The sequence below is a fragment of the Luteitalea pratensis genome (assembly GCF_001618865.1).
GTDB lineage: Bacteria > Acidobacteriota > Vicinamibacteria > Vicinamibacterales > Vicinamibacteraceae > Luteitalea > Luteitalea pratensis.
In genome coordinates this window covers 2204470-2227369 of record NZ_CP015136.1, presented here as the reverse complement: position 1 = coordinate 2227369, position 22900 = coordinate 2204470, and the positions used below count along the sequence as shown (strand labels likewise).

At 67.2% G+C, this 22900-nt stretch carries 19 protein-coding genes; 10 read left to right on the top strand and 9 right to left on the bottom strand.

Features of this window, described 5'->3' with window-relative positions:
* Positions 1-146: 146 nt before the first annotated feature.
* Entirely contained in the window at positions 147-1946 is a 1800-nt protein-coding gene (locus tag LuPra_RS09160) for a cytochrome c biogenesis protein CcdA (protein WP_157898933.1), read from the top strand.
* 102 nt (positions 1947-2048) lie between these two features.
* On the opposite strand, the gene LuPra_RS09155 is transcribed toward LuPra_RS09160, so the two are convergent.
* Positions 2049-2996 carry an alpha/beta fold hydrolase gene (locus LuPra_RS09155; protein ID WP_157898932.1) on the bottom strand — a complete coding sequence of 316 codons (948 nt, stop codon included), beginning with the start codon at positions 2994-2996 and terminating at the stop codon, positions 2049-2051.
* Positions 2997-3209: 213 nt separating this feature from the next.
* On the opposite strand from LuPra_RS09155, the gene LuPra_RS09150 reads away from it, so the two are divergent.
* A complete protein-coding gene (locus LuPra_RS09150; protein ID WP_110170458.1) occupies positions 3210-4655 on the top strand; it encodes an FAD-binding oxidoreductase in 1446 nt (481 codons plus the stop codon).
* A gap of 176 nt (positions 4656-4831) precedes the next feature.
* On the opposite strand, the gene LuPra_RS32525 is transcribed toward LuPra_RS09150, so the two are convergent.
* Both LuPra_RS32525 and LuPra_RS09140 read right to left on the bottom strand, forming a co-directional pair.
* Positions 4832-5566, bottom strand: coding sequence for a hypothetical protein (locus LuPra_RS32525; RefSeq protein ID WP_162271253.1), 735 nt, complete (start codon positions 5564-5566; stop codon positions 4832-4834).
* A 103-nt stretch (positions 5567-5669) separates the two neighbouring features.
* Positions 5670-6908 carry an amidohydrolase family protein gene (locus LuPra_RS09140; protein ID WP_110170457.1) on the bottom strand — a complete coding sequence of 413 codons (1239 nt, stop codon included), beginning with the start codon at positions 6906-6908 and terminating at the stop codon, positions 5670-5672.
* Between LuPra_RS09140 and LuPra_RS09135 the strand changes: the two genes are divergently transcribed.
* Positions 6907-8022, top strand: coding sequence for a sialidase family protein (locus LuPra_RS09135; protein ID WP_110170456.1), 1116 nt, complete (start codon positions 6907-6909; stop codon positions 8020-8022). The two genes, LuPra_RS09140 and LuPra_RS09135, sit on opposite strands and share 2 nt — an antisense overlap.
* Positions 8023-8029: 7 nt before the next feature.
* Here LuPra_RS09135 and LuPra_RS33105 read toward each other — a convergent pair whose 3' ends face one another.
* A complete protein-coding gene (locus tag LuPra_RS33105; RefSeq protein ID WP_157898931.1) occupies positions 8030-8173 on the bottom strand; it encodes a hypothetical protein in 144 nt (47 codons plus the stop codon).
* 118 nt (positions 8174-8291) lie between these two features.
* Here LuPra_RS33105 and LuPra_RS09130 point away from each other — a divergent pair, with 118 nt between their 5' ends.
* On the top strand, positions 8292-8531 hold the full coding sequence (locus tag LuPra_RS09130) for a hypothetical protein (RefSeq protein ID WP_110170455.1): 240 nt from the start codon (positions 8292-8294) through the stop codon (positions 8529-8531).
* 308 nt (positions 8532-8839) lie between these two features.
* Here the strand turns inward: LuPra_RS09130 and LuPra_RS09125 are convergent, their stop codons facing one another.
* Positions 8840-9799 (bottom strand): slipin family protein, encoded by a 960-nt coding sequence (locus LuPra_RS09125; RefSeq protein WP_234800800.1) that lies wholly within the window; start codon positions 9797-9799, stop codon positions 8840-8842.
* Entirely contained in the window at positions 9796-10170 is a 375-nt protein-coding gene (locus tag LuPra_RS09120) for a GntR family transcriptional regulator (protein ID WP_157898930.1), read from the bottom strand. Before LuPra_RS09120 ends, LuPra_RS09125 begins: the two co-directional genes overlap by 4 nt.
* Before the next feature lie 123 nt (positions 10171-10293).
* Here LuPra_RS09120 and LuPra_RS09115 point away from each other — a divergent pair, with 123 nt between their 5' ends.
* The 5 genes from LuPra_RS09115 (at position 10294) to LuPra_RS09095 (ending at position 17001) form a co-directional block, all read left to right on the top strand.
* On the top strand, positions 10294-11934 hold the full coding sequence (locus tag LuPra_RS09115; protein WP_110170452.1) for a glycoside hydrolase family 88 protein: 1641 nt from the start codon (positions 10294-10296) through the stop codon (positions 11932-11934).
* A gap of 212 nt (positions 11935-12146) precedes the next feature.
* A complete protein-coding gene (locus LuPra_RS09110) occupies positions 12147-13637 on the top strand; it encodes an FAD-binding oxidoreductase (protein WP_157898929.1) in 1491 nt (496 codons plus the stop codon).
* Between the two features lie 162 nt (positions 13638-13799).
* Positions 13800-14879: an NAD(P)H-dependent flavin oxidoreductase gene (locus LuPra_RS09105; RefSeq protein ID WP_110170450.1), complete on the top strand. Its 1080-nt coding sequence runs from the start codon at positions 13800-13802 to the stop codon at positions 14877-14879.
* 176 nt (positions 14880-15055) lie between these two features.
* Positions 15056-15727, top strand: coding sequence for a hypothetical protein (locus LuPra_RS31730; protein WP_157898928.1), 672 nt, complete (start codon positions 15056-15058; stop codon positions 15725-15727).
* A 95-nt stretch (positions 15728-15822) separates the two neighbouring features.
* On the top strand, positions 15823-17001 hold the full coding sequence (locus LuPra_RS09095) for an RES domain-containing protein (protein ID WP_110170448.1): 1179 nt from the start codon (positions 15823-15825) through the stop codon (positions 16999-17001).
* A 316-nt stretch (positions 17002-17317) separates the two neighbouring features.
* Here LuPra_RS09095 and LuPra_RS09085 read toward each other — a convergent pair whose 3' ends face one another.
* From LuPra_RS09085 to LuPra_RS09075, 3 genes are read right to left on the bottom strand one after another with little or no spacing between them, the layout of a single operon-like run.
* The gene (locus LuPra_RS09085) at positions 17318-19075 is read right to left on the bottom strand and encodes an amidohydrolase (protein ID WP_110170446.1); all 1758 of its coding nucleotides are present in this window, start codon (positions 19073-19075) and stop codon (positions 17318-17320) included.
* Positions 19072-20115 (bottom strand): dihydrodipicolinate synthase family protein, encoded by a 1044-nt coding sequence (locus LuPra_RS09080; RefSeq protein WP_110170445.1) that lies wholly within the window; start codon positions 20113-20115, stop codon positions 19072-19074. Before LuPra_RS09080 ends, LuPra_RS09085 begins: the two co-directional genes overlap by 4 nt.
* Before the next feature lies 1 nt (position 20116).
* Positions 20117-21166, bottom strand: a complete 1050-nt coding sequence (locus LuPra_RS09075) for an NAD-dependent epimerase/dehydratase family protein (RefSeq protein ID WP_110170444.1) — start codon at positions 21164-21166, stop codon at positions 20117-20119.
* A 219-nt stretch (positions 21167-21385) separates the two neighbouring features.
* Here LuPra_RS09075 and LuPra_RS09070 point away from each other — a divergent pair, with 219 nt between their 5' ends.
* On the top strand, positions 21386-22537 hold the full coding sequence (locus tag LuPra_RS09070) for a GNAT family N-acetyltransferase (protein WP_110170443.1): 1152 nt from the start codon (positions 21386-21388) through the stop codon (positions 22535-22537).
* Positions 22538-22900: the final 363 nt, after the last annotated feature.

Genomic DNA, 22900 nt, shown 5'->3' with positions numbered 1-22900 from the left:
TCGGGATTCGGGACTGACCATCGCCACAAACGCCGAACGCTGAACGCTGAACGCCGTTGCGACGGTAGGGCCGGCTCTCCGAGACCGGCCCTGTACGCGGCACCCGGCACCCGGCACCCGTGCTGTTCCCTTGGTACGATGCTGAGGTGACGCTCCTCAGCGCTTCCTCCCCGTCGCCTCGCCCTTCAGGGCGCTGGCCTGCATGGCTGGGGTTGCTGGCCTTTGCGGTCGCGTCAGTCGGCACCAGCCTGTCCGGGCAGATGCGACGTCCGAAGGCGGACGTCGCGCCCTTCACCGCCGCGACGATGGTGGCGGCCGGCTCGACCACGCGAGTGGCGTTGACGGTGAAGTTGCCCGCCGGCCTGCACGTCCAGTCGGACGCGCCACGCGACCCCTCGTTGATTCCGACCGTGCTGACGGTGCAGGCGCCTGCGGGCGTGACCGTCCGCCACCTCTTCTACCCCGAGGCCACCGACTTCGAGCAGGCAGGTCAGTCTCAGCCGCTGGCGGTTTTTGAACGCGAGTTCGTGACCGGCGCGGAACTGGCCATCGCCGACGACGCCAAGCCTGGCGATCTGGTCATCCCCGGCCGGCTGCGCTACCAGGCCTGCGACGACAAACTGTGCTTCGCGCCCCAGACGGCCACGTTCGAATGGAAGGTGCGCATCGCGCCGGCCGGCACCGCTGCCAGCGCCAGCGAGCACGGCGACGTGTTCGCGCGGTTGTCGCAGGGGCGCATGACGCAACCCAATGCCGCCCCGACGACCCGATCGATCGGCTCGAGCAAGGCGACGGCCGCGGCCGAAACAGGCGGCAGCGACGCCGATGTGCTGCGTACGCTCGATCGGTTCACGGTACAGGGCACCACCGGCGGCTACCTGCCTGCCGACGACTTCCTGCAATTCGTGCGTGACGCCGAGGCGGGCGTGCCCCAGAAGGGCCTGCTCGACGGGCGTGGACCGCTCGCGATCCTCCTCATCGTGTTGATCGGTGGCCTCGCGCTCAACCTCACGCCTTGCGTACTGCCGATGGTCCCGATCAACCTCGCGATCATCGGGGCGGGAGCCAAGGCCGGCTCGAAGCAGCGCGGGTTCCTGCTCGGCCTGGCCTACGGCGCGGCGATGGCGCTCGTCTACGGCGTGCTCGGCCTGATCGTGATCCTCACCGCCGGCACCTTCGGCACGTTGAACGCGTCGCCGTGGTTCAACCTCGGCATCGCGGTGCTGTTCGTGGTGCTCGCCCTCGCGATGTTCGACGTCATCCTGATCGACTTCTCGAACCTGTCGCGCGGGCCCGACACGCAGGGACGCCGCGGCTCGCTGGCGCTCGCTTTCACCATGGGCGGCGTCGCCGCGCTGCTCGCGGGCGCATGCGTGGCGCCGGTCGTGATCCAGGTGATCCTGTTCTCGAGCAGCCTCTATGCCGGCGGGACATCGGTCGCCCTGGCGCTGCCGTTCGTGCTCGGCCTCGGCATGGCACTGCCGTGGCCGCTCGCCGGAGCCGGCATGGCCTGGCTGCCCAGGCCCGGCGCCTGGATGGTGCGCGTGAAGCAGGCCATGGGCGTGCTCATCCTCCTCACCGCGGCGTACTACGGCTACCTCGCCTACGAGATCTGGGATAACCGCCGGGTGGACGCCGGTGCGGTCAGCCGCAGCGTCCAGGACAAGCTCCAGGAGGGCTGGACATCGTCGCTCTCCGCCGGGCTCGCGCAGGCCGAGCGCGAAGGCAAGCCGGTGCTCATCGACTTCTGGGCGACCTGGTGCAAGAACTGCCTGACGATGGATGCGACGACGTTCGAGGATGCCGGCGTGAAGACGGCAATCGACGGGTACGTGAAGGTGAAGGTGCAGGCCGAGGATCCCGACGCCGAGCCCGCGAAGTCGCTGCTGACTCGCTTCAAGTCGGTGGGCCTGCCGACGTACGTCATCGTCCGGCCACGAAGGTAGATATCGGTCGGGCTCCGTGTTCCGGGCACCGGGCACCGTGGCGACCGCAGATGAACGCTGGACGTCCAACGCCGAACGCTACGTCACCGGGAAGGTAGCGCGTCATCGAGCCAGGAAGACCTTGACGGATTCGAGATAGAACGCGGGATTCCTGCCGTGGAGGCCGTGGTCGGCATCGGGGAGCATGACGTGTGTCTCGCCCTCGAGACATTGCTCCAGTTCGCGCGTCACGACATGGAACATCGGCACGCTGCGGTCGCCCGATATCAGCAGGACCGGACGACTCAGCTTCGCGAGCGCCTCGCACGCGAGTGGGGTCATGGCGATCGAGGAATCAGTCAGCATTTCGAGCCGCATCTCCGGGCCGAAGATCATCACGCGCTTCCGTGCCTCCGGTGGCATTCGGTCGAAGGTGCCCTCGCCCATGACGCCATCGATGAACCTGCGGAGTCCGGTCTCCAATTCGCCAGCCCGAAACGCTTCGCGGGCCGGCTCGATCGCATTCCGTCTGAAGGCTTCCAGTAGGCCGCGCCCTACAGATGAATTCTGAAGGAGAGGAAACACCGGCGGCTCACCGAGCACCAGACTGCGCACCAGGTCAGGGTGCTGCAACGAAAATGCGAGTGCGACGTACGCCCCGTAGGATGCGCCGACGAAGTGACAGGGACCGAGGCCGAGCACCTTGACGAGTTCGGCCAGATCATCGACGTGTACCTGAAGCGCGTACGAAGGAACTCCTGCCGGCACATCGTTGGGCGGATGGAAACGTCGGCTGTACGCCACAACGCGGAAGTTGGACGACAGGGCGTCAAACTGTGGCTGGAACGTACGGTAGTCACCGAGGCTGCCGTGGACGAACACGATTGGTGTCCCAGATCCTCGCTCGACGTAATGAAGCGTGGTTCCGTTGATTGCAATCGCCTTAAGCGGCGCGGCGGCAGCGGGGAGTTGTCCGTTGGCCCTGCCGCTGAACAGCGCCACAATCATCGGCAGTGTGATGAACGCTTGCACAACCCGCATCTGATTCAAGCGACTCTTCGAGCGGTTCATGGATTTCTCCTTCACTCGCGAGCGATTGTGGCTGATGAGCCGCCTCGCGGTGTTTGACCCGACTGGACTATCGCCGAGCGGCCACGGTACCACCGGACACGCAATCGCGCACGCGCTGAGCTCGATGACTTCGCGTCCGGCCCCGGCCAGTGCTGCAGGTGGACGCGGACAATCGGGTTGCAGGTTCGCGCGCGGTGGCCGTACTGTGGCGGCATGACGGCCAGCCGCCTGTCCGATGCATCGGCGTCCCCGCTTGAAGGGCATCTGGCCATCCGCGAGGTCCCGGCCGTGTTCATCGAGGCCCTGAAGGCTCGATTTGGTGAGCGGTGCTCGACGGTGGCATCGGTGCGCGAGCAGCACGGACGGGATGAATCGCCGTTCACGCAGGTGCCGCCGCCGGCAGCGGTGGTGTTTGCCGAGTCCACCGAAGACGTCGTCGACACCGTGCGTCTCGCGGCCGCGCACCGCGTCCCGGTCATCCCGTATGGTGCGGGCTCTTCGCTCGAGGGCCATCTGCTCGCGGTGCAAGGGGGCATCAGCCTCGACCTCGGGCGCATGGCGCGCATCCTCGCCGTGCATGCCGACGACATGACGATCACCGTGCAGCCCGGCGTGGCACGCACTGCGGTCAATCGCGCACTCGAAGGCAAGGGGCTGTTCTTCCCCGTCGATCCCGGCGCCGACGCCAGCATCGGCGGGATGTGCGCGACGCGCGCCAGCGGGACCAATGCCGTGCGTTACGGCACGATGCGCGAGAACGTGCTGGCGCTGGAAGTCGTCATGGCGAGTGGCGAGGTGATCCGCACCGGGACGCGTGCCACGAAGAGCAGTGCTGGTTACGACCTCACGCGGTTGTTCGTCGGTAGCGAAGGCACACTGGGCGTGATCACCGAGATCACGCTGAATCTGCATCCGCTTCCCGACGCTGTCGGCGCAGCCACGTGCTCGTTCACGGGTATCGCCGCCGCGGTGCGCACGGCGATGAGCATCATCCAGGCGGGCGTGCCGATTGCGCGCTGCGAGTTGCTCGACACGCACTCGGTGCGCATGGTCAATGCCCACTCGCGGCTGCAGTTGCCGGAACAACCGATGCTCCTGATGGAGTTCCACGGCTCGGCCAGCGACGTCGAGGACCAGGCGCGATCAGCCGAGGCGCTCGCCACCGAGGAAGGCGGCGAAGCCTTCGCATGGGCGACCACGCCCGAAGCGCGCACCCGCCTCTGGACCGCGCGGCACAACGCGTACTTCGCCGCCATCCACGCCTATCCGGGGTGCCGCGTGATCTCGACCGACACCTGCGTGCCGATCTCGCGTCTCGCCGACTGCCTGCTGGAGTCGGCCGCGGAAGCCGAGGCCTCGGGCCTGCCCCACTACCTGCTCGGCCACGTCGGCGACGGCAACTTCCATTTCGGGTACCTGATCGATCCGGACAGCGCCGCGGACTGGGGCGTCGCCGAGACCCTCAACAAGGCACTGGTGCACCGCGCCCTGTCGCTGGGCGGCACGTGCTCGGGCGAGCACGGGATCGGCCTGCACAAGATGGGATTCCTGCGAGAGGAAGCCGGCGACGGCGCAATCGCCGTGATGCGCGCCATCAAGCAGGCGCTCGATCCGCTCGACATCATGAATCCGGGCAAGATCTTCACGCTTGGCGCGTGAAGCCTACAGCCTGCAGCCTGCAGGCTACCTGAGCCTGAGACCTGCGCCCTGAGTCCTGAGCCCTGCGACCTGAGACCTGTGTCCTGCGCCTTACGTCTCAAGTCTCAGGTCTCACGCGAGGCTCGGCGTCGACTTCCACCTTCGCCAAGGCTACGGCGGACGAGTCAGGTCGACGGTCAGTCCTGTGCCGTGTCGACCACCGCGTCATACACATGCTTGATCGGCGGGCGGTCGGCACCACCGGGGTTGCGGCCGCCCTTCATCGAGGTCTCGATCACGAGCCTGCGCAACTCGGTGTCGACGCGGTAGGACCGGACCACCGTTGGTCCCCGGCCGGTCTCCCATTGGATCACCAGCGCGCCGTCCTTCCACGCCGACTTCGTCTCGAGCGTGGCCGCCTGGAGCTGGTGCTTCTCGTCCTTGCCGTTGGCGACGAACTTGCGGACGTGGCCCTGGTCGTCGGTGAAGCTGACGGTGTCCTCGTGCTGCACGATGGTGAGCCGGGCCGCCGGCTGCATCAGCTCATGCATCGTCTCGCGCATCTGCTGCATCTCTTCCTCGTTCGGCGGGCCGCCCCCATGCCCACCGCGGCCGCCACCTCCGCCGCCCGGCCCGCCCATGCCACCGCCTCCACGACCACCACCGCCGCCGCCAGGGCCGCCCATGCCGCCGCCACCCGCGCCGCCCCTGCCCCCACCGCCGCCCCCTCGACCGCCGCCCTGTCGGCCGGCGTCACCGCCGGGGCCGCCGCCGGCCGGTGCGGACAGTTCGCGATTCAACTCCCACACGCCACCGAGGGCGGGGCGTCCGGGCACAGGCTCCTGCGCTCGTGCTACGCCGGACGGCGCCGCACCTGTGGTCAACGCCATCGTCATCGTCGCCGCTACCAGCCACCGCAGGCCTGTCGTCACGTCTGTTCCTCGAGGACGCGCGGGCGCAAGTCGTCGCGCGCGTCCGTGACTACTGACGGCAGACGCATCGGCACGGTCGTGGCGAAAGTGTGAAACGTGACGCTCACGGCGCCGTCGACGAGTCGCGCGGCCGGAACGCCTGGCGCTGCCTGTCGCGCACACGCCAGCCGAGCACGCGGTCGGCATTGGACTGGTAGATCTTCTTGAGCACCGCGTCGGGCAGGTGCAGCCCGTACACGCGCCACTCCCCCGTCGGCGGGAACGGGTGGTCGTAGTACTTGAAGTACTCGTCGGCGGTCTCGAGCAGACGGTAATAGAGGCGATGCCGTGGCTGGTCGGGCCGCCCCGGATACTGGTCGGTGCCAAACAGCACGCGATCCTGCCAGCGGATCAGGAACGCGCGCGCCGCGTACGGCTGCCGCCCCATTTCAGCCTCGCGCGCCGAGAGGTCGACGACGAAGTTGCGGTAGCGGCCGAGCCGCGCCTCGAGGGCCGAGAGGTCCTCGCCGTTGTCGCCGAGGTGCGCACCGATGAACGTCGTGTTCGGATGACGCGCCATCACGCGATCGCGCTGCAGCAGCACCTCCTCGCGCGCCGGGAAGCCCGGGCCGTAGAAACTCCAGTCCGGATGCCGCTTCAACTGCAGCCAGCGTTCGTTCTTGTCGTCGATCGGCGCGAAGAACGCCACTGGATCGGCCGAGTGGATCAGCACCGGGATGTGCAGCCGGCCGCAGGCCGCCCAGATCGGTTCGATGCGCGGATCGTCGATCGGCACGACCTTGCCGGTGCGGTCCTTGATCGTCAGCCCGAGGTTCTTGAAGATCTTCAGTCCGGCCATGCCGCGCGCCTGGGCGCGCTCGAGCATCGCGACGTGATCGGCAGCGAAGGTAGGCTCGTCGATCTTCGAGAAGTCGATGTTGCCGCAGATGACGAGGCGGCCCGGTGCTGCGTCGGAATAACGCGCGAGCATGCGATCGAGTTGCGGCCCGAACCCGCCACTCAGGTTCACGGCCCGTTCGACTCCGAGGTCGTCCATCGCCTTCAGCAGCGCCGCGGGCTCGACGCTCGCCGGCCAGTGGGCGTGGATGTCTGTCGCCGGGTACTTCGCGCGATCGACGCGGGTTTCCTTCGTCGTCAGCGCCGGTGTCGGATCGTACGGCTTGAGCACCGTGTCGCCGACGAAGATGGCCGGCCCCATCGGCGGATCCTGCTCGCGTTCCTGCGCCGCCATCAGCAGGGCCATCGCACCACCGCCAATCGCGATCCCGACCCCGGTCGACACCAACCCGAGGCGCCGGCCTACTTTTTGAAACGTGTTCCAAATCGTGCGAGACTTTTGCATGCCTCGATCACTCCTCACGCTGGTGGCGCTGCCCCTGGCGATTTCCGCCCTGTCGCTGACGCAACCGCGCGAACCGCGCTCTGTCCAGCACGTCGACGTCTACAAGGTTGCCGGCCGGTACGGCGGCTGGCCCGCCAATCATGGCATCTGGGCGTGGGGCAACGAGATCCTGGCCGGTTTCGAGGCGGGATACTTCAAGGACAGCCAGGCCGGGCATTCAATCGACTACAGCCGGCCAGCCGAGCACCTGCTCGCACGCAGCCTCGACGGCGGCGCCACCTGGACCATCGAACGGCCCGCGGATCTCAAGCCACCTCCGGGCGCGCAGCAAGCCGGCGTCCCGGGCGAAGCCGGCGGCCGCCCCGTCACGGAGAGTCCGGGCGACATCCCGTTCACGCATCCGGACTTCGTGTTCACGGCCCGCATGGCGAGCATCCATGTCGGCCCCTCACGCTTCTACTACTCGACCGATCGCGGCCATACGTGGAAGGGACCGTTCGCGCTGCCCGACATGGGCACGCCGGGCATCGCCGCGCGCACCGACTACCTGGTCGACGGCCCGAAGACGATGACGATCTTCCTGACCGCCGCCAAGGCCAACCAGAAGGAAGGACGGGTGATCGCCGCCCGCACGACCGACGGCGGCAAGACCTGGGCGCGACTGGCGTACCTGCATGACGAACCGTCCGGCAATGAGTTCGGCATCATGCCTTCGTCGGTTCGCCTGTCGCCGACATCGATCCTGACCGCTGTCCGCTATCGCCGCTTCATCGAAACGTACCGCTCCGACGACAACGGCAGTTCCTGGCAGCACGTCGCGCGTGCCGTGCCCGACACGGGCCGCGGCAACCCGCCAGGCCTCGTCAAGCTGAAGGACGGTCGCCTCGTGATCACCTACGGCTACCGTGCCGAGCCCTATGGCATCCGGGCCCGCATCAGCAAGGACGAGGGCAAGACGTGGGACGACGAGGTCGCGCTGCGCAGCGACGGCGGCACGTGGGATCTCGGGTACACGCGCACCGTCCAGCGTCCCGACGGCAAGCTCGTGACGGTCTACTACTACAACGTCGGCAACACCGAGCGCTTCATCGGCGCGACGATCTGGCAACCATAGGGGCGCATTACGGTAATGCCGGAATGCCGGGAATGCCGGGAATGTCGAAAGCATTGACTGCAAGAACATTCAGCGCACAGTCAGCGCGGGGCACCACCTCGACGCGGGACATATGTTCGGAGACGCCGGCTGGAATGTCGAAAGCATCCAACAGATTCGTGTAGCTGTCGGACTTGTCAGGGCTCAGGTCTCAGGTCTCAGCCACTCAAGTAGTACTCCCCTGAGACTTGAGGCTTGAGGCTTGAGGCTTGAGGCTTGAGACTTGAGACGTGAGACGTGTCCGACGCGCGCCGGCCCGGCTGAGCATCTCCTGCAACTCGCGTTTCAACTCACTCGGCGGGATGGTGGTGGGCGCGAGACGCAGCACGGCGACGCCAGGCTCGTTCCTCGCGAGTTCATCGGGCGCCACAAACGCCACCGACGCCTGGGTCATCCGCTTGCGCACGAACTGCGCGACGACGTCGGCGGCAGGGACCGACGGTGCGGTGGCCGGTTCGGCGCGCGAATGAGAGGGTGGAGCGGGCGGCCGAACCACTTCGGCTGTCGGGGGCACCACGGGCGCGCCCGAAGACGAGTTGGGCGGTGCCGACGCAGTCGTGGTGGTCGGCGCGGGGTTCGAAGCGTTGGAGTGCCGGCCTGTGGGAGCGGCACGGCCGAGCAGGAACCAGACCAGGGCTCCCCCGATTGCCGCTCCGATCAGCAGAACCGCGATCCACGTTCGCCGGGCGGTGACCATCGTGCGCACGCCCCCTGCCCTGAACAACGTCGGCGATCCGGTGGGTGCACACTTCCGCCAACCCGGCGCGTCGGGAGCTCATCAGTGGTCGGCGGCCGGCGCCCCGTGTGACGCAGACAGCGCAGGACCGGTCCCGAACCCGTCACGCCGGGCGATGGCGGCGGCGCCGGAGAGTGCGCCCAGGCCCATCGACTCCAGGCCACTGCTCGGCACGATCATCAAGGCGCCCTTCTCCTTGAGCCCCTCGTACAGCATGTTCATGCCGCGCAGGTGCAGCGCCGTCGGGTTGTCGATATAGACGCGCGACGCTTCCTCGAACGACCGCGCCACCGCGAGTTCGGCCTCGCCGAGGATGATCCTAGCCTGCTTCTCGCGGGCGGCCTGCGCTTCGCGTGACATCGCATCCTGCAGTTCACTCGGAATGACGATGTCGCGCATCTCCACCGACGACACGGTCACGCCCCAGGGCGTGGACCGCTGGTCGATCAACTTCTGCAGGTCGAGTTCGATCTGCTCGCGGCCGCGGAGCAGGTCGGCGAGAGTAGTGCGGCCGATGATGTCGCGCAGCGCCGTCTGTGCCGCCCAACTGACCGCCTGCGCGTAGTCCTGTACTTCGAGCGCGGCCTTCTCGGCATCGTGCACCATCCAGAACAGCACGGCGTCGACGTTGACCGGCACCGTGTCGAGCGTCAGGGTCTGCTCGGCGGCAAACGTGGTGGTGACCGTCCGCTGATCGATCCAGGCCGGCACACGATCGATGAAGGGCACGATCCAGAACAGGCCAGGGCCGCGCAGGCCGCTGTAGCGCCCGAGCCGCAGCACGACGGCCCGCTCCCATTGTTGCGCCACCCGAGGCGCCTGCATCAGCACGAGCCCGATCAGCACCATGACGATCATCGGAACCGGTGAGTCGAGCGCAAACGCTCCGGCCGCCCCCAGCGCTGCGCATGCCAGCAGGATGATGATGGCGATGACATTGGTGCGGGGCACGGCGGGGCTGGTCTCAGCCGCGGCGCGGATGCCTGGGAACATGGGGCTCATTGGTCTCCTCCCGCCCGGCGCGCCTGCAGGCCGTCGAGCACCTCGTCAATCGTGAAGCCCGCGCCGGTGGCCTCGGCAAGCATGCGCGTCAGGAACGTCGCCAGCTGGCGGCGATGTTCACGCGCCGGCACCGCGCGTGGGGCGGTGGTCGCCACGAACGTGCCGACGCCACGCCGCGTCTCGAGGACACCCTGTCGCTCGAGCTCGGCGTAGACACGCGCGATGGTGTTGGCGTTCACAGACACGTCCACGGCCAGTTGGCGCACCGTCGGCAGTTGCTCGCCCGGCTGGAGGCGACCGACCGCGATGGCCGCCCGCAAGCCACGCTCGACCTGCGCGTAGATGGGAGTGGGGTCACGAGTGTCGATCACGATAGTGAACACTTGTATTAGTACACTAGTACACCACGCCGGCGTCGTCAAGCCTCAATCTGCCGCCTGCCCATGCGCGCCAGCCACGTGTTACAACTGGGACTCTTTTGAGGAGAGACGACGATGCGCCGCGTTGCAGCGATCCTGATTGGCAGTTCCCTGCTCGGCGTGGCCGCCACCACCGCGGACGCGCAGTCGCTCGAACGCAATGCCGAGGCGTACCAGCGCGCGATCGCTGCCTCCGAGCGGACATTGCAGGCCTGGTTGAGCGACGCCGATGCGAAGACGACGCTGATGCCCGATCGCGTCGACGGCACCGCCCGCGTCGCCACGCCGCACAACTTCGCTGCCGATCTCTACCCGTACCTGATTCTCACCGCGCGACTCACGGACCCGGCCCTGTACGAAGGCCGGATGATGGAGATGCTGCGCAACGAGGTGCGCTACATGACCGTGGACGGGTCAGTGCCGGGCAACCGCGACCTGCTCACCGGCACGCTCGGCCCGGCCAGCCTGTTCGGCGCTGGCGAGTACGCCAAGGACGGGCTCATCACCGTCACCGAACTGCTCGGCCGCACGCCGTGGTTTCATCGCATGGCCGACATGATTGCCGACGCGATGGACCGCGCTCCCGTCACGACGAAGTGGGGCAGGCTCCCGGCAGCGGACGGTGAGTTGAACGGCGACTTCCTCCAGGTGCTGGTGCGCCTTTCGACGATGACCGGCGACCCACGCTACCTCGCATGGGCGCGTGGGATCGCAGACGCCTACGTGGAGGAGGTGCTGCCCGGCAACTTCGGCGTGCCCTCGACCAAATGGGATTTCGCCGCGCACAGCGGCGAGCCCCAGCTCCGCCTGCGCGACCACGGCAACGAGCTCGTCGTCGGACTCACGCTGCTGTACGCCCTGGAGTCGGACCTGAAGTCGGATCGGGCAGCGCGCTACGGTGCGGCGGTGAAGACGATGCTCGATCGGATCCTGCTGTCGGCCAACGCGGACGGGATGCTGTACAACCAGGTCGATGCGCAGACCCTGAAGCCGAGCGACGAGACGCTGTCGGACAACTGGGGGTATGTATACGGCGCCGTCTACACGTACTACCAGGTGACGGGTGACGTGGCCTACCGCGACGCGGTGCGTCGGGTGCTGACGCAATTGCCGAAGTACCGGAAGCACGTGTGGGAGCCACGCGCCGCCTCGGCCAATCTTCCCCTGGGGTCCTTCGATGGCTACGCCGACGCGATCGAGAGCGCGATCTATCTGGTGAACCGCGAGCCGGTGCCAGAAGCGCTCGACTGGATCGAATCGGAGACCGCGGTGATGCTGGCGATGCAACGACCGGACGGCCACCTCGAGGACTGGTACGGCGAAGGCAACTTCAATCGCACGCTCCTGCTCTGGGCGCTGATGAAGAGTCAGGGCGTGATGCCGGCCGAGAAGGCGCCGGGACTGCGGCTCGGAGCGGTGCGCCAAGGCGACGCGCTGCGAGTGTTCGTCGGTGGTGTCGACTCGGTGCGGCTGCAATTGGACATCGCACGCCACCGTCGCGTGATCAACCTGGCGCGCAACTACGTCCGGCTCAACGAGTTTCCCGAATGGTTCATCGTCGAGCCGACCTGGCTGTATCGGGTGAGCGGCAGTGGCACCTCACCACGGCTCCGGCTCGGGGCGGAACTGATGCAGGGCGAGCGGTTCACCGCCGGCGAGTGGACCATCACGCCCATCGGGCCACCGCCCTACGGGACGCGGGCGATCGAGCCCTGACGCGTCAGCGCCGGCGGCGCGATCGCGCGACGGACGCCCAGGGTCGGCAGCGCCATGGTGCCTGCCACAGCAACAGCCGAGCCACGTAAGTCCGCACATGGAAACGGGATAGCGCCATCGTTGCGCAACACACAGTGCCTTGCGCGGTCAACTCGAGTCGCCCCTGCTGTTCTGTGCACGGCCCGCGAACGTTGATCGCCGTGGAGGATTCCATGCATCGACGCTCGTTCCTGCGCGCCGCAACTGCGGCCGGCCTGATCCCGTTTGTCTCGTCCCGGCCAGTCGCGGCCTTCACACGCGTCACTGCCGCCACCGCCGACGACGTCGAGGCCGTGCGAGGCGATGGCAAGCCGGTGACGCTCTCGGCCGCCGACATCAAGGCGCTGGCGGCCAGCGTTCGGGGTCCTGTGCTCCTGGCAGATTCGGCGGGCTACGACGCAGCGCGGCGGGTGCTGAACCCCGCCATCGACAGGCGGCCGGCGCTGATCGCGCAGCCGACGGGCACCGCCGACGTTCGGCGTGCGGTGAGCTTCGCCGCGGCCCACGGCCTCCTCCTTGCGGTGAAGTGCGGGGGCCACAGCTTCTCGGGCATGTCGACCTGCGATCGCGGGATGCAGATCGACCTCTCGAACATGCGCGGCGTGCGCGTCGATCGGGCGGCGAAGCGAGCCTTCGTCGAAGGGGGGACCCTCCTCGGCCTAGTCGACCACGAAGCGGCTGCGGAGGGCCTGGTGACGCCACTTGGCACCGTGTCGCACACCGGCGTTGGCGGCCTCACGACCGGCGGCGGCTTCGGTCGCCTGGCGCGCCGGTTCGGCCTCGCCGTCGACAACGTCATGGCCGTCGATGTGGTCACCGCCGACGGGTCGGTGAAGCATGCCGACCGCAACGAGAATCCGGACCTCTACTGGGGCGTCCGTGGCGGCGGCGGCAACTTCGGCGTGGTGACCAACTTCGAGTTCGCGCTGCATCCGTTTGCCGGCATGGTCACCGCGGGCGACATGGTCTTCCCGATCGCGAAGGCACGCGACCTCCTGCGCTTCTACGCGGAGTTCACCCCGAAGGCTCCTGACGAGGTCTACCTGGACTTCGTCATGGCGCAGCAGCCCGGCGGCAAGGAAGGCGTCGTCCTGCTGCACGTGTGCTACAGCGGCGACAATCCGGATCGCGATCTTGCGCCGATCAGGAAGCTCGGCACACCAATCGCCGACTCGGTGAAACTGGTCCCGTACGTCGAGTTCCAGCGCTCCGGCGACTACACCGACGTGCGCACGATGGGCTCGTACATGAAGAGCGGCTTCACCACCGGCATCAGCGAGAAGCTGATCGCCGGCGTGATCGACGGCTTCGCCGGGGATCCCGCGCGATCCACCGCCGTCTTCACCCAGCACGCGGGCGGCGCAATCAGCCGCCAGCCTGTCGATGCCTGCGCGTTCCCGCACCGGCACGCGCAGCACAGCCTCATGGCCGCCGTGTCATGGAAGATCGGCGACGATGCGGCGCCGCACATGGCGTACATGCGCAAGTACTGGGCGACCATGGAGCCCCTGACCAGCGGCTTCTACGTCAACGAGGTAAACGACGAATCGCGCGCGGTGCTCAACGCCAACTACCGCGAGAACTACCCGCGCCTGGTCGCGGCCAAGAAGCAGTACGACCCGACCAACCTGTTTCGGCTCAATGCGAACGTGTTGCCCGCTTAACCGTTAAAGCCGCGATAATGCCGGGAATGCCGCGATGCCGAAAATGAATGAACGGCCGCTCGGCGCGCCCCCGGGTTGGCCGTGAGGCGCACCGGCCGGTCTACTCCAGGAGTAGTTAGGCCGCCACGACCAGGGGAGACAACCTGGACTGGAGTCTGCACCATGTCATCCAGCCGTCGGGATTTCTTGGCGAAGGCGGTCATCGTCGGCCTTGGTGCCAGCGGTGTCGAGCTCAACGCCCAGCCCGGCACTGCGATGCCGACCCCGCGCGCCAGTGCCTTGATGGCCCTCTTCGGATTGAAGTACCCGATCTTCAGCGCGGGCATGGGAGGCACCGCTGTACCAGCGCTGGCGGTGGCGGTCTCGAACGCGGGTGGCCTTGGCGCCGTCGGGACCGGTGTGGTTCATACGGCGGACCTCGTGCGCCAGCGGGTGTCGCAGGCTCGAGCCGCCACCGATCGTCCCTTCGCCGTGAACTACCTGCTCGCACGCGACCCCGCCACGCTCCCACTCGCACTCGACCTCGGGGCGCCGATTATCCAATTTGCGTGGGGCATTCCGACCGCCGATACCGTGGCGAGCATCCGGAAGGCCGGCGCAAAGATGGGCATTCAGATCAGCAGCGCCGCCGGCGCGCAGCGCGCCCTTGACGTCGGCGCGGACTACCTGATCTGCCAGGGTACGGAAGCCGGCGGCCACGTGCAGGGCACCAATGCGCTCTACGAGGTCCTGCCTGCGGTGATCGCTGCGGCGAAAACGGTACCGGTGCTGGCTGGCGGCGGGATCGCCAACGGCGCACATATCCGGCGTGCGCTTCTGACCGGAGCCTCCGGCGTGTTGGTCGGCACGCGCTTCGTTGCGACGAAGGAGGCTGGCACGCACGAGGAGCACAAGACCGCCATCATTCGGGCAAAGGCGGCAGACACCGTGCTGACCGTCTGCTTTCAGGACGGCTGGGCCAATGCGCCGCATCGCGTGCTGCGCAACCGGACGCTCGAGCTGTGGGAAGCGGCAGGGTGCCCGCCGCCTGGCCAACGTCCTGGCGAGGGGGATGTCCTCACGACGAACACGGTCACCGGAGCCATGAAACGCCGTTACAGCACAGCCAACCCATCATCCGATGACCGGGGCGCAGTGCTGGAGCTGGCGCTCTGGGCGGGCCAGGGCGTCGACGCGATTCGCGACATTCCGTCGGCGGGTGAGCTCGTCGGGAGGTTGTGGAGAGAATGCCTCGACGCGTGAGCCTTCGACGAACGACCCACGATTCGAGCGATCCGAAGCGAGTTGTTGTCAGGGGAGGCGGCCTGACACGCGTTGCACCAGAACGGCCGCTCGGCTGCAATGGTGAGCGAGCGGCCGCTGGTGAACGCTAGCCGTTTAGGGCGCCTGACTTGGATCGCGAAGCAACGAGGTTCCGAATGCCAGACATTAACACCCTCCCGGAGTGGTTTGGGGCGGCGGTGATCGGCGGAGTCATCGCGGCTCTGGGTTATCTAGCGAAGCTTGGTGTAGAGGCGTGGGAGGCATGGCGGCATCGACGCGCGGAGCGCTTACGGCAATTGCTTGAGCTCGCTTCGTTACTTCATGCTTCTTACGAAGCATTTCATGTTCAGGCGCAACTGGTCGAGCGTCTCGAAAGAATGCTGAGTAAGACTCACCCAGACGTTGGGCCGGATCAGTCGGGATTTGAACGACATTTCACTGACGCATTCGATAACTTCACGCCCGATGAATCAGATCTTCACGGTTTCATTCGCAGCATGACGAAGCACTCAATCCGTCCTCTCTATCAAGCTATGACGGAATGGCTTCACGCCGACTTCACATACCGCACTGCCCGAGGGGCAGATGGTCGACGCGGCAGGCTGGCGTCGAAGCTGAATCAGCTGGACACTCACCTGCGTCTCTGGCACGCCAAATACGAAGCCTGGATACCAGGCCATCCTCAGCATGCGCTCGTATACTTGGCGGACGAGGAACAGCACGGCGTCGGGTTTCCGAGGGGACTCGATCAAGTGGTCGATGAAGTCCTGAGGGAACTCGATGCGCGCGTGGCGCCTAACAAGCGGCTGCACCAGACAGTCGAGTGACGATGACCGGCTGCGGGTGAGCCGCGAACGTTAGCACGTCGCGCGAACAAACGGCGATTGCCCCACTGCAGCCCCGGCTGGATTGGAGTTCGGTAATGGCACTCACGATTGGCGATGACAACCTTGCCGTCCTGCGCGATTCAGCGTTCGAGATTCCGAAGGCGCGTCAGGCAGGTGACTTTGGAGCCCATCTCGGCGTGCAATTGCGCCACTTCTTTGAGCAGACGGAGCAGTTTGGTGGGCAGCTCGCCGACAGACTGGCGGAGCGCCTGTATTGGATGCGCGAATTGTCGAGCACGCTCGAGGCGGTCATCGACTGCACGCGACAGGGACGTCATGACCGGGCGTGGCAACTCATGGAAGACATCCTCGACGAGCACCTGAGCACGCTCAAAATCATGAGCCTCCGTCATGCGTACAAAGTGGTAGGCAGTCGGTCATGGTATCGCCTTACCACTTGGAGTGAGGCGAAGACGAGACGGGATGTGTTCCACCTTCCGTTTCAGAAGAAGGCAGCTTCGTACCGATTCAGTCCCCCTGGACGGCCGGCCATTTACCTCGGCAACAACGTCTACGTGTGCTGGCTCGAGTGTCAGAGGCCATCGCTCGAGTCGTGTCGGATGGCGCGATTCGAGATCGACATGCGCGGTGATGAATATTTTCTCGACCTTCCAGCCAATCACGCCTCCTATCTCGAGCCGCTCACTGCGGCTGCGGAGCTGGAAGGAGTCGTACAGATCGATCCCCGCGCGATCACGAACTCTCCGTATCTTGACGACGTCGAGAGCGAACTCGTCGATTATCTCTCGCTCTGGCCCCTACTGATGGCGAGTACCGTCCAGAAGCAGCAGCCTGCGGCGACCGATCCGCCTGAGTACCTGATTGCTCAGCTGTTGATGCGCTGGGTGCTCAAGCGAAGGGATGTGCTCGGCATTCGCTACGTCACGAGCAAGTTCGACAAGGCGACCAATTCAAATGACCTGTCCATCAACGTGGTCCTTCCGACGCGCACGGCGAACAAGTCAGATGGGTTCTGCGATTTTCTCGTCGACCGAGTACGCTGCACGCCCCCGCAGTCATTTGACGACGCGGCGGGCGCACGTGATGAGTCGCTGTTCACTGAAGAGGCGGCCGACTTGCGCCAAGCCGCCGGCGGTCGATACATGATTGAATGGGAGGGAAGTCTGCATCACTACCAGCGCACTCCCTTCGGGCGCATGGAGTACTGGCTCGATCGTCCCGAACTGGCGGTCGCGCGCATCGATGCGACTTGACGCTGGAATGCGGCCCCGCACCAAGGCGGACGTGAAGCTGGAGCACTCGAGGTCCGAGGCTGATGTCAATGAGGTGCTTGCGGCCAATCGCGCCGCCGTCACCGACCTTGTCGCGGCCGCGGAGGGATCAGCGGCGACGTGGACTACGCCGCGCGCGCCGGGGACATGGTCGCCGAGCCAGGTAGTGGAGCATGTGCCGCGTGGGATGAAAGAAGGGGCCAACATCGTTTCTGGGGCTCCGTGATGAAGACGGCGCCGGCCGACCAGGCCGGCGGCGACGTTCGGCATCGCGGCATCGCGGCATTCCGGCATTGCCCTAATGTCTCTGGTGGGCGATGACGCCGCCGATGATGGTGATGTCGGCGGTGATGGCCCGGATGCGATCGTCCGGGCACGTCAGCAGATCCTCGGACAGGATGGCCAGGTCGGCCAGCTTCCCTACCTCGATGGACCCGCGACTGCCCTCGTCGAAGGTCATGGCCGCCGCGTCGATGGTCATCATCCGTAGCGCCCCTTCTCGCGTGACTGCCTCGCCAGCGCCAATCACCCGACCTGACTCGGTCCGGCGCGTCACCGCGGTCGCCATCGTCAGGAACGGGTTGAACGGATTCATCGCCGAGTCCCGATCGGCGCCGAACATGTGGTCGGTGTTGATGGCCACGCGGACACCCGCGTCGCGCCATGTCCGCAGGCCGATGAAATGCGCCAGCCCGGGCACGCCGAGCGCCCCGACCAGCGCGTCCGCGTCCTTGTAGAACCACGCGGGCTGCGTATCCACCTGCACGCCGAGCGCCGCGACCCGGCGGGCCGTCTCCGGATTCGGGAAGTAGGCATGGATCAGCGTGTGCCGCGCGTCGGCACGAGGCATGGCGCGCTGGGCGGCCTCGAAGCCATCGAGCACCGCGTCCACGCCGGCATCGCCGGTGACGTGCGCCGACATCTGCCAGCCGCGCGCGTGCCCCGCGATCATGACCGCGCGAATGGCCTCAGCGCTCGTCGAGAGGACACCGCGGTAGGACGAAGGTTGATCGCCGTAGAGTGCACGTGACGACGCCGGGTACGGTGTGCGCATGTACGAGGTGCCGAGCAGGATGCCGCCGTCGACGGTGATCTTGAGCGGCCCGACCTTCAACCAGTCGTCCCCCGCACGTGGCGCGAGGTCGATCGCCGCGACGGCCGCTTCCGCCTGCTCCGCACGCAATCCGGTTGGCAGCATCAGCGTGATCGTCGACCTGATGCGCAGGCGGGCGGCGGCCTTGAGCGCTTCGTAGGTGCGAAACCCGCCGACGCTTCCCCCTCGTTCCACGATGCTCGTGATCCCGGTGGCGAGGTAGGCCCGGTGCAGCCGCTCGATCTGGTCGAGAGGCAGGGAAGCCGGTGCGGCCGGGCGGAAACGCGCGAGCATGCTCCCCGCGTTCCGCAGCAAGCCGGTGGGCGTGCCGTCAGGCCCACGAACAATCACCGCACCCGGCGGGTCGGGCGTGTCGGCGGTGACGCCTGCGGCCGCGAGTGCCTGTGTATTCAGCACGAACGCGTAGGCGCCGTCCACCACCGCCGGACGGTCTGGTACGGCGACGTCAAGCTCCAGTCGGGTAGGGAATCGTCCCTCGCGCAACCGCGTCGGGTAGACGCGCGTGGACCACACCCATGACGGCGCCGGGGTTCGTCGCGCCACATCTCGCAGCCAGGCCTGCACTTCGGAGATGGACGCCAGTGTCCGGAATGGGGTGATGGCCTCGACGGGTGCGGCGCCGATCGCGTGCACATGGCTGTCGATGAGGCCCGGAATGACGGTACGACCGCGGGCATCGATCACCCGTGTGGCCTGCCCCGCCAGTCTCCGGACGTGCGCGTCGGTACCGACGTCAACGATGCGGCCGTTGCGCACCGCGACAGCCTCCGCGATCGTGAACCGCGCATCGACGGTGACGACCTTGCCGTGGACGACGAGGAGATCGGCGGGTCCATCAGCAGCGGCCGGCCGAGGCTGCGCCTGGGTCGCGGTGCACGCGACCGTCATCGCCAGGCAGACGTACGCGATGACTGCGAGGGCGAGTCGTGCGGCCTGAATCACCGCAGCCAGTCGTCGAGATGCGCCGCCACGAAGGCGTCGTCGGCCAGGTGGGGGTAGGCGCGGTACACGCGATCGATCTCGTCGGCTTGTCCCGGGCTGAGCACCTCGTGTGCATCGAGGCAGCGTGTGGTCTCGAGCAAGCCCTGGCGCCGCAGCACCTCGTGGATGCCAGCGATACAGCCGGCGAAGGCGTTGGCGGCGTCGAAGAACGCGGCATTGGCATCGGTGACTTCGATGCCTGTCGCAAGCAGCGTCGCAGGCACCGCCGACGCACGCGATGCGGCCTGGCATTCGGCCAGCAGCGCCACGGCCCCGGAAGTCCAGACGGCCCAGTGGCCGAGCAAGCCCCCGGCAATCCGACGCATACGTCCGTCGCAGCCGGGGAATGCAGTGACTAGGTCGGCAACGATGTTGTCGTCGTTGCCGGTATAGAGCGTGATGTCGTCGCGGCCCGCGTCCATGACGGCACGGACGACGTCGAGCGTCTGGTAGCGATTGAACGGCGCCATCTTGATTGCCACGACGCCAGGAATCCCGGCAAAGCGGCGCCAGAACGCGTACGACAGTCGCCGCCCTCCCACCGAGGGCTGCAGATAGAAACCGATGACCGGAATGCGCGCAGCGACGGCGTTGCAATGCGCCACGAGCGTGTCGTCGTCGGCTGTCGAGAGCGCGGCGAGGCTGAGGAGTCCGGCATGGTAGCCAAGGGACACGAGCAGGTCGGCTTCCGCGCACGCCTGCCGCGTGTCGCCGCACACGCCGCCGACGCGCACGAGCGGCGTCGTCCTTGTGGCGTCGGCGCGATCCATCTCCTCGCGGGCGAGTGCAAGGACGGGCTCGAACAGCCCGACGTCGGCGCGACGAATCGCGAACTGCGTCGTGTGCACGCCGACGGCAAGGCCACCCGCACCGGCCGCCACGTAGTAACGCGTGAGCGCGCGTTGGCGTCGCTCGTCGAACTGCCCTTCGGGCGTCAGCGCGAGCGGATGCGCGGGGATGGCGACGCCGCGATCGAGGGCGGTGCGTACGGCGACGTCCACGTCAGAACCTCCCGTCCCGTGATTCGAAATGGGTCGGCTTGCCGAGGCTCGCGCCACCTCGCGAGATCCAGTCGGCCGTCCAGTCGATCAGTTGCGCAAGTTCGACCTGCGGCGCCCCGAGATCGGTCCAGCCTTTCGAGCCGTTGCTGAGGAGCGCGTCGCCAGCCTCCGCACCGGTGAAACGCACCTCATGTCCCAGCCGGGCACCGAGGGCGAGACACACCTCCCTCACCGAGAGTTCGTCTCGTCCCGCGATGTTGACAACGTAAGGCGGCGATGACGCGTGAGACAGCGCTACGAGCGACATCGCGTTGGCATCGCCCTGCCAGATGACGTTGGCGTGCCCCATCGCAAGCTCGATGGAGCTGCCGGCGGCGATCTTGCGTGCGAGGTCGACGAGCAGGCCGTAGCGCATCTCGGTCGCGTAGTTCAGGCGCAGGATGCTGACCGGGGTACCGTGGCTGCGGCTGAAGTGTTCGAACATCCGTTCCCGTGCGAGGCAGCTCATGGCGTACTCGCCGACCGGCGACACCGCGTCGCCTTCCTGCGAGCCACCGTGACCCACGGGCGTCAACCCGTACACGTTGCCGGTCGAGAAGGCGGCGATGCGGCTTGCTGCGTAGCGCCGGCACACCACCGCGGGCAGCCAGGCATTCATCGCCCAGGTGAGCGACTCGAGCCCGGTCGAGCCGAACTTGCGTCCGGCCATGTAGACCACCAACGGCGCATCGGGCAGGCGGGCAACCGCGGCCTCGTCGAGCAGGTCGCACCGGATCGTCTCGACCCCGTGGGCCTGGAGCAGGTCTTCATGCGTCGTGTCCGTGAAACGCGCGACGCCGATGACGCGGCGCTTCACCCCAGCCTCGTCAGACGCGCGGCGAGCCATGCGCGCCAGCGTCGGCCCCATCTTGCCGGCCACGCCGAGAACGATGAGGTCGCCCTCGAGCTGACGCATGGCGTCGATGGCGGCAAGGCTCGGCGTACTGAGCAGGTCGTCGAGGTGAGTGTCGTCGGCGATGGAGGTCGGCCATCGCGGCGTTGAAGCAGGCATCGGGGGCATTCTATCCGCCGGGCAAACCGGAGACGAACGCTGGACGTCGAACGCCGAACGCTCCTGCATGAGTTCCCCATCGCGTGGCGATGCCGGTCATCGCCGAGCGCGTGCGCTCGATGGGGGGTGACGCCGATGTCCGGGTCGGAACCGGAGGCGCTCGGACGCTACGCGCTCGAGGGTGTAGCCGCCGGACCTGCCCGGCGGTAGCCTGTCTGCGTGAACGCATCGCGATCGGTGATTCTCCGCGGCATGACCCGAGACGACGTCGACGCGGGTCTGCGCCTCTGCCGGCTGAGTCACTGGAACCAGCTGGCGAGAGACTGGGAGCAGTTTCTCAGGCTCACGCCGGACGGCGCAACGGTGGCCACCGACGAGGCCGGGGTCGTGATCGGCTCGGTCGCGACGGTGCGGTATGCCGCCGCGCATCGCGAGACGGAGACGATGACCGGCCGGGACAGCGACGCCCGCCACGACCGGGACGGCGACGCTCGCCTCGGCCGCCGCCAGAGCGACGAACGCCTCGACCGAAATGACGACGACGTAGCCGTCGAGCTTGCTCGACGGTTCTCGCACCCGGTTCCCGCTATCCAGGACCCGGCGACCGTCACCCCGCACCCGATCCCGGGGGCTGATGACCAGAACCTCGGACTGCGTCATCTCGAACCCGGAACCCGGCACCCGGTACCCGCCTCGATGGCGTGGATCGCGATGGTGCTCGTCGACCCGGCTCATCGCGGCAGCGGCATCGGCACCGCGCTGTTGCGGCGCGGTCTGGCGCACGTCGCCGACGTCACGACGGTCGGGCTCGACGCCACGCCACTCGGTCGGCCGCTCTACGAAGCGCTCGGCTTTCGCGCCGACACGACGTTGACCCGAATGCGGAGAGAACCGGCGCCTGTGAAACCCGTTCGCGCGTCCGAACGCAATCCGCTGTCGCGCGTTCGAAGAGCCACATCTGCGGACCACGACGCCATCGCGCTCCTTGATGGCCAGGCCAGCGGGCTCGACCGCGGCGCCATGCTCGCCTGGCTACACGGCGGTGCCCCGGAACTGGCGTGGGTCTACGACGGCGCCGGCGGCATCGAAGGCGCCGTCCTTGGGCGACCGGGCTACGCCGCGATCCACCTCGGGCCGGTGATCGCGCCGACGGCAAACGTCGCCGCCGGACTGGTCCGCGCGGTGCTTTCGACACACGGCCAAGATGCGGTGATGGTCGACGTTGCGGACGATCGTGCGGAGTGGCGACAGGCGGTCGAGGCGCTCGGCTTCCAGGCGCAGCGTCCCTTCACGCGCATGTATCGCGGCCAATGGCGCCCACCCGCTGATCTCACCCGCCTCTTCGCAATCATCGGCCCGGAATTCGGGTAGGCCTGCCGCCTCCAGCCTACAGCCTGCAGCCTGCGGCCTGCGGCCTACGGTCAGGCTCAGTCTCAAGTCTCAGGTCTCAAGTCTCAAGTCTCAAGTCTCAGGTCTCAGGTCTCAGGTCTCAGGTCTCAGGTCTCAGGTCTCAGGCCTCAGGCCTGACGATCCGGGCCTCGGGCCTGGGGATTCGGGATTCGGCGGTCGACACCAGTGGTGTAGGCGTCGAGCTTGCTCGACGCTCAGCGCCTGCCGCGCGGTAGCGACGTGTCGCGAAGGCGGATTCGGCATTGGCTATAGGCGGCGTCCCTCAGCGTCCGGCGCCTGCCTCGCCGTAGCGACGTGTCGCGAAGGCGGGTTCGACGTTCGACG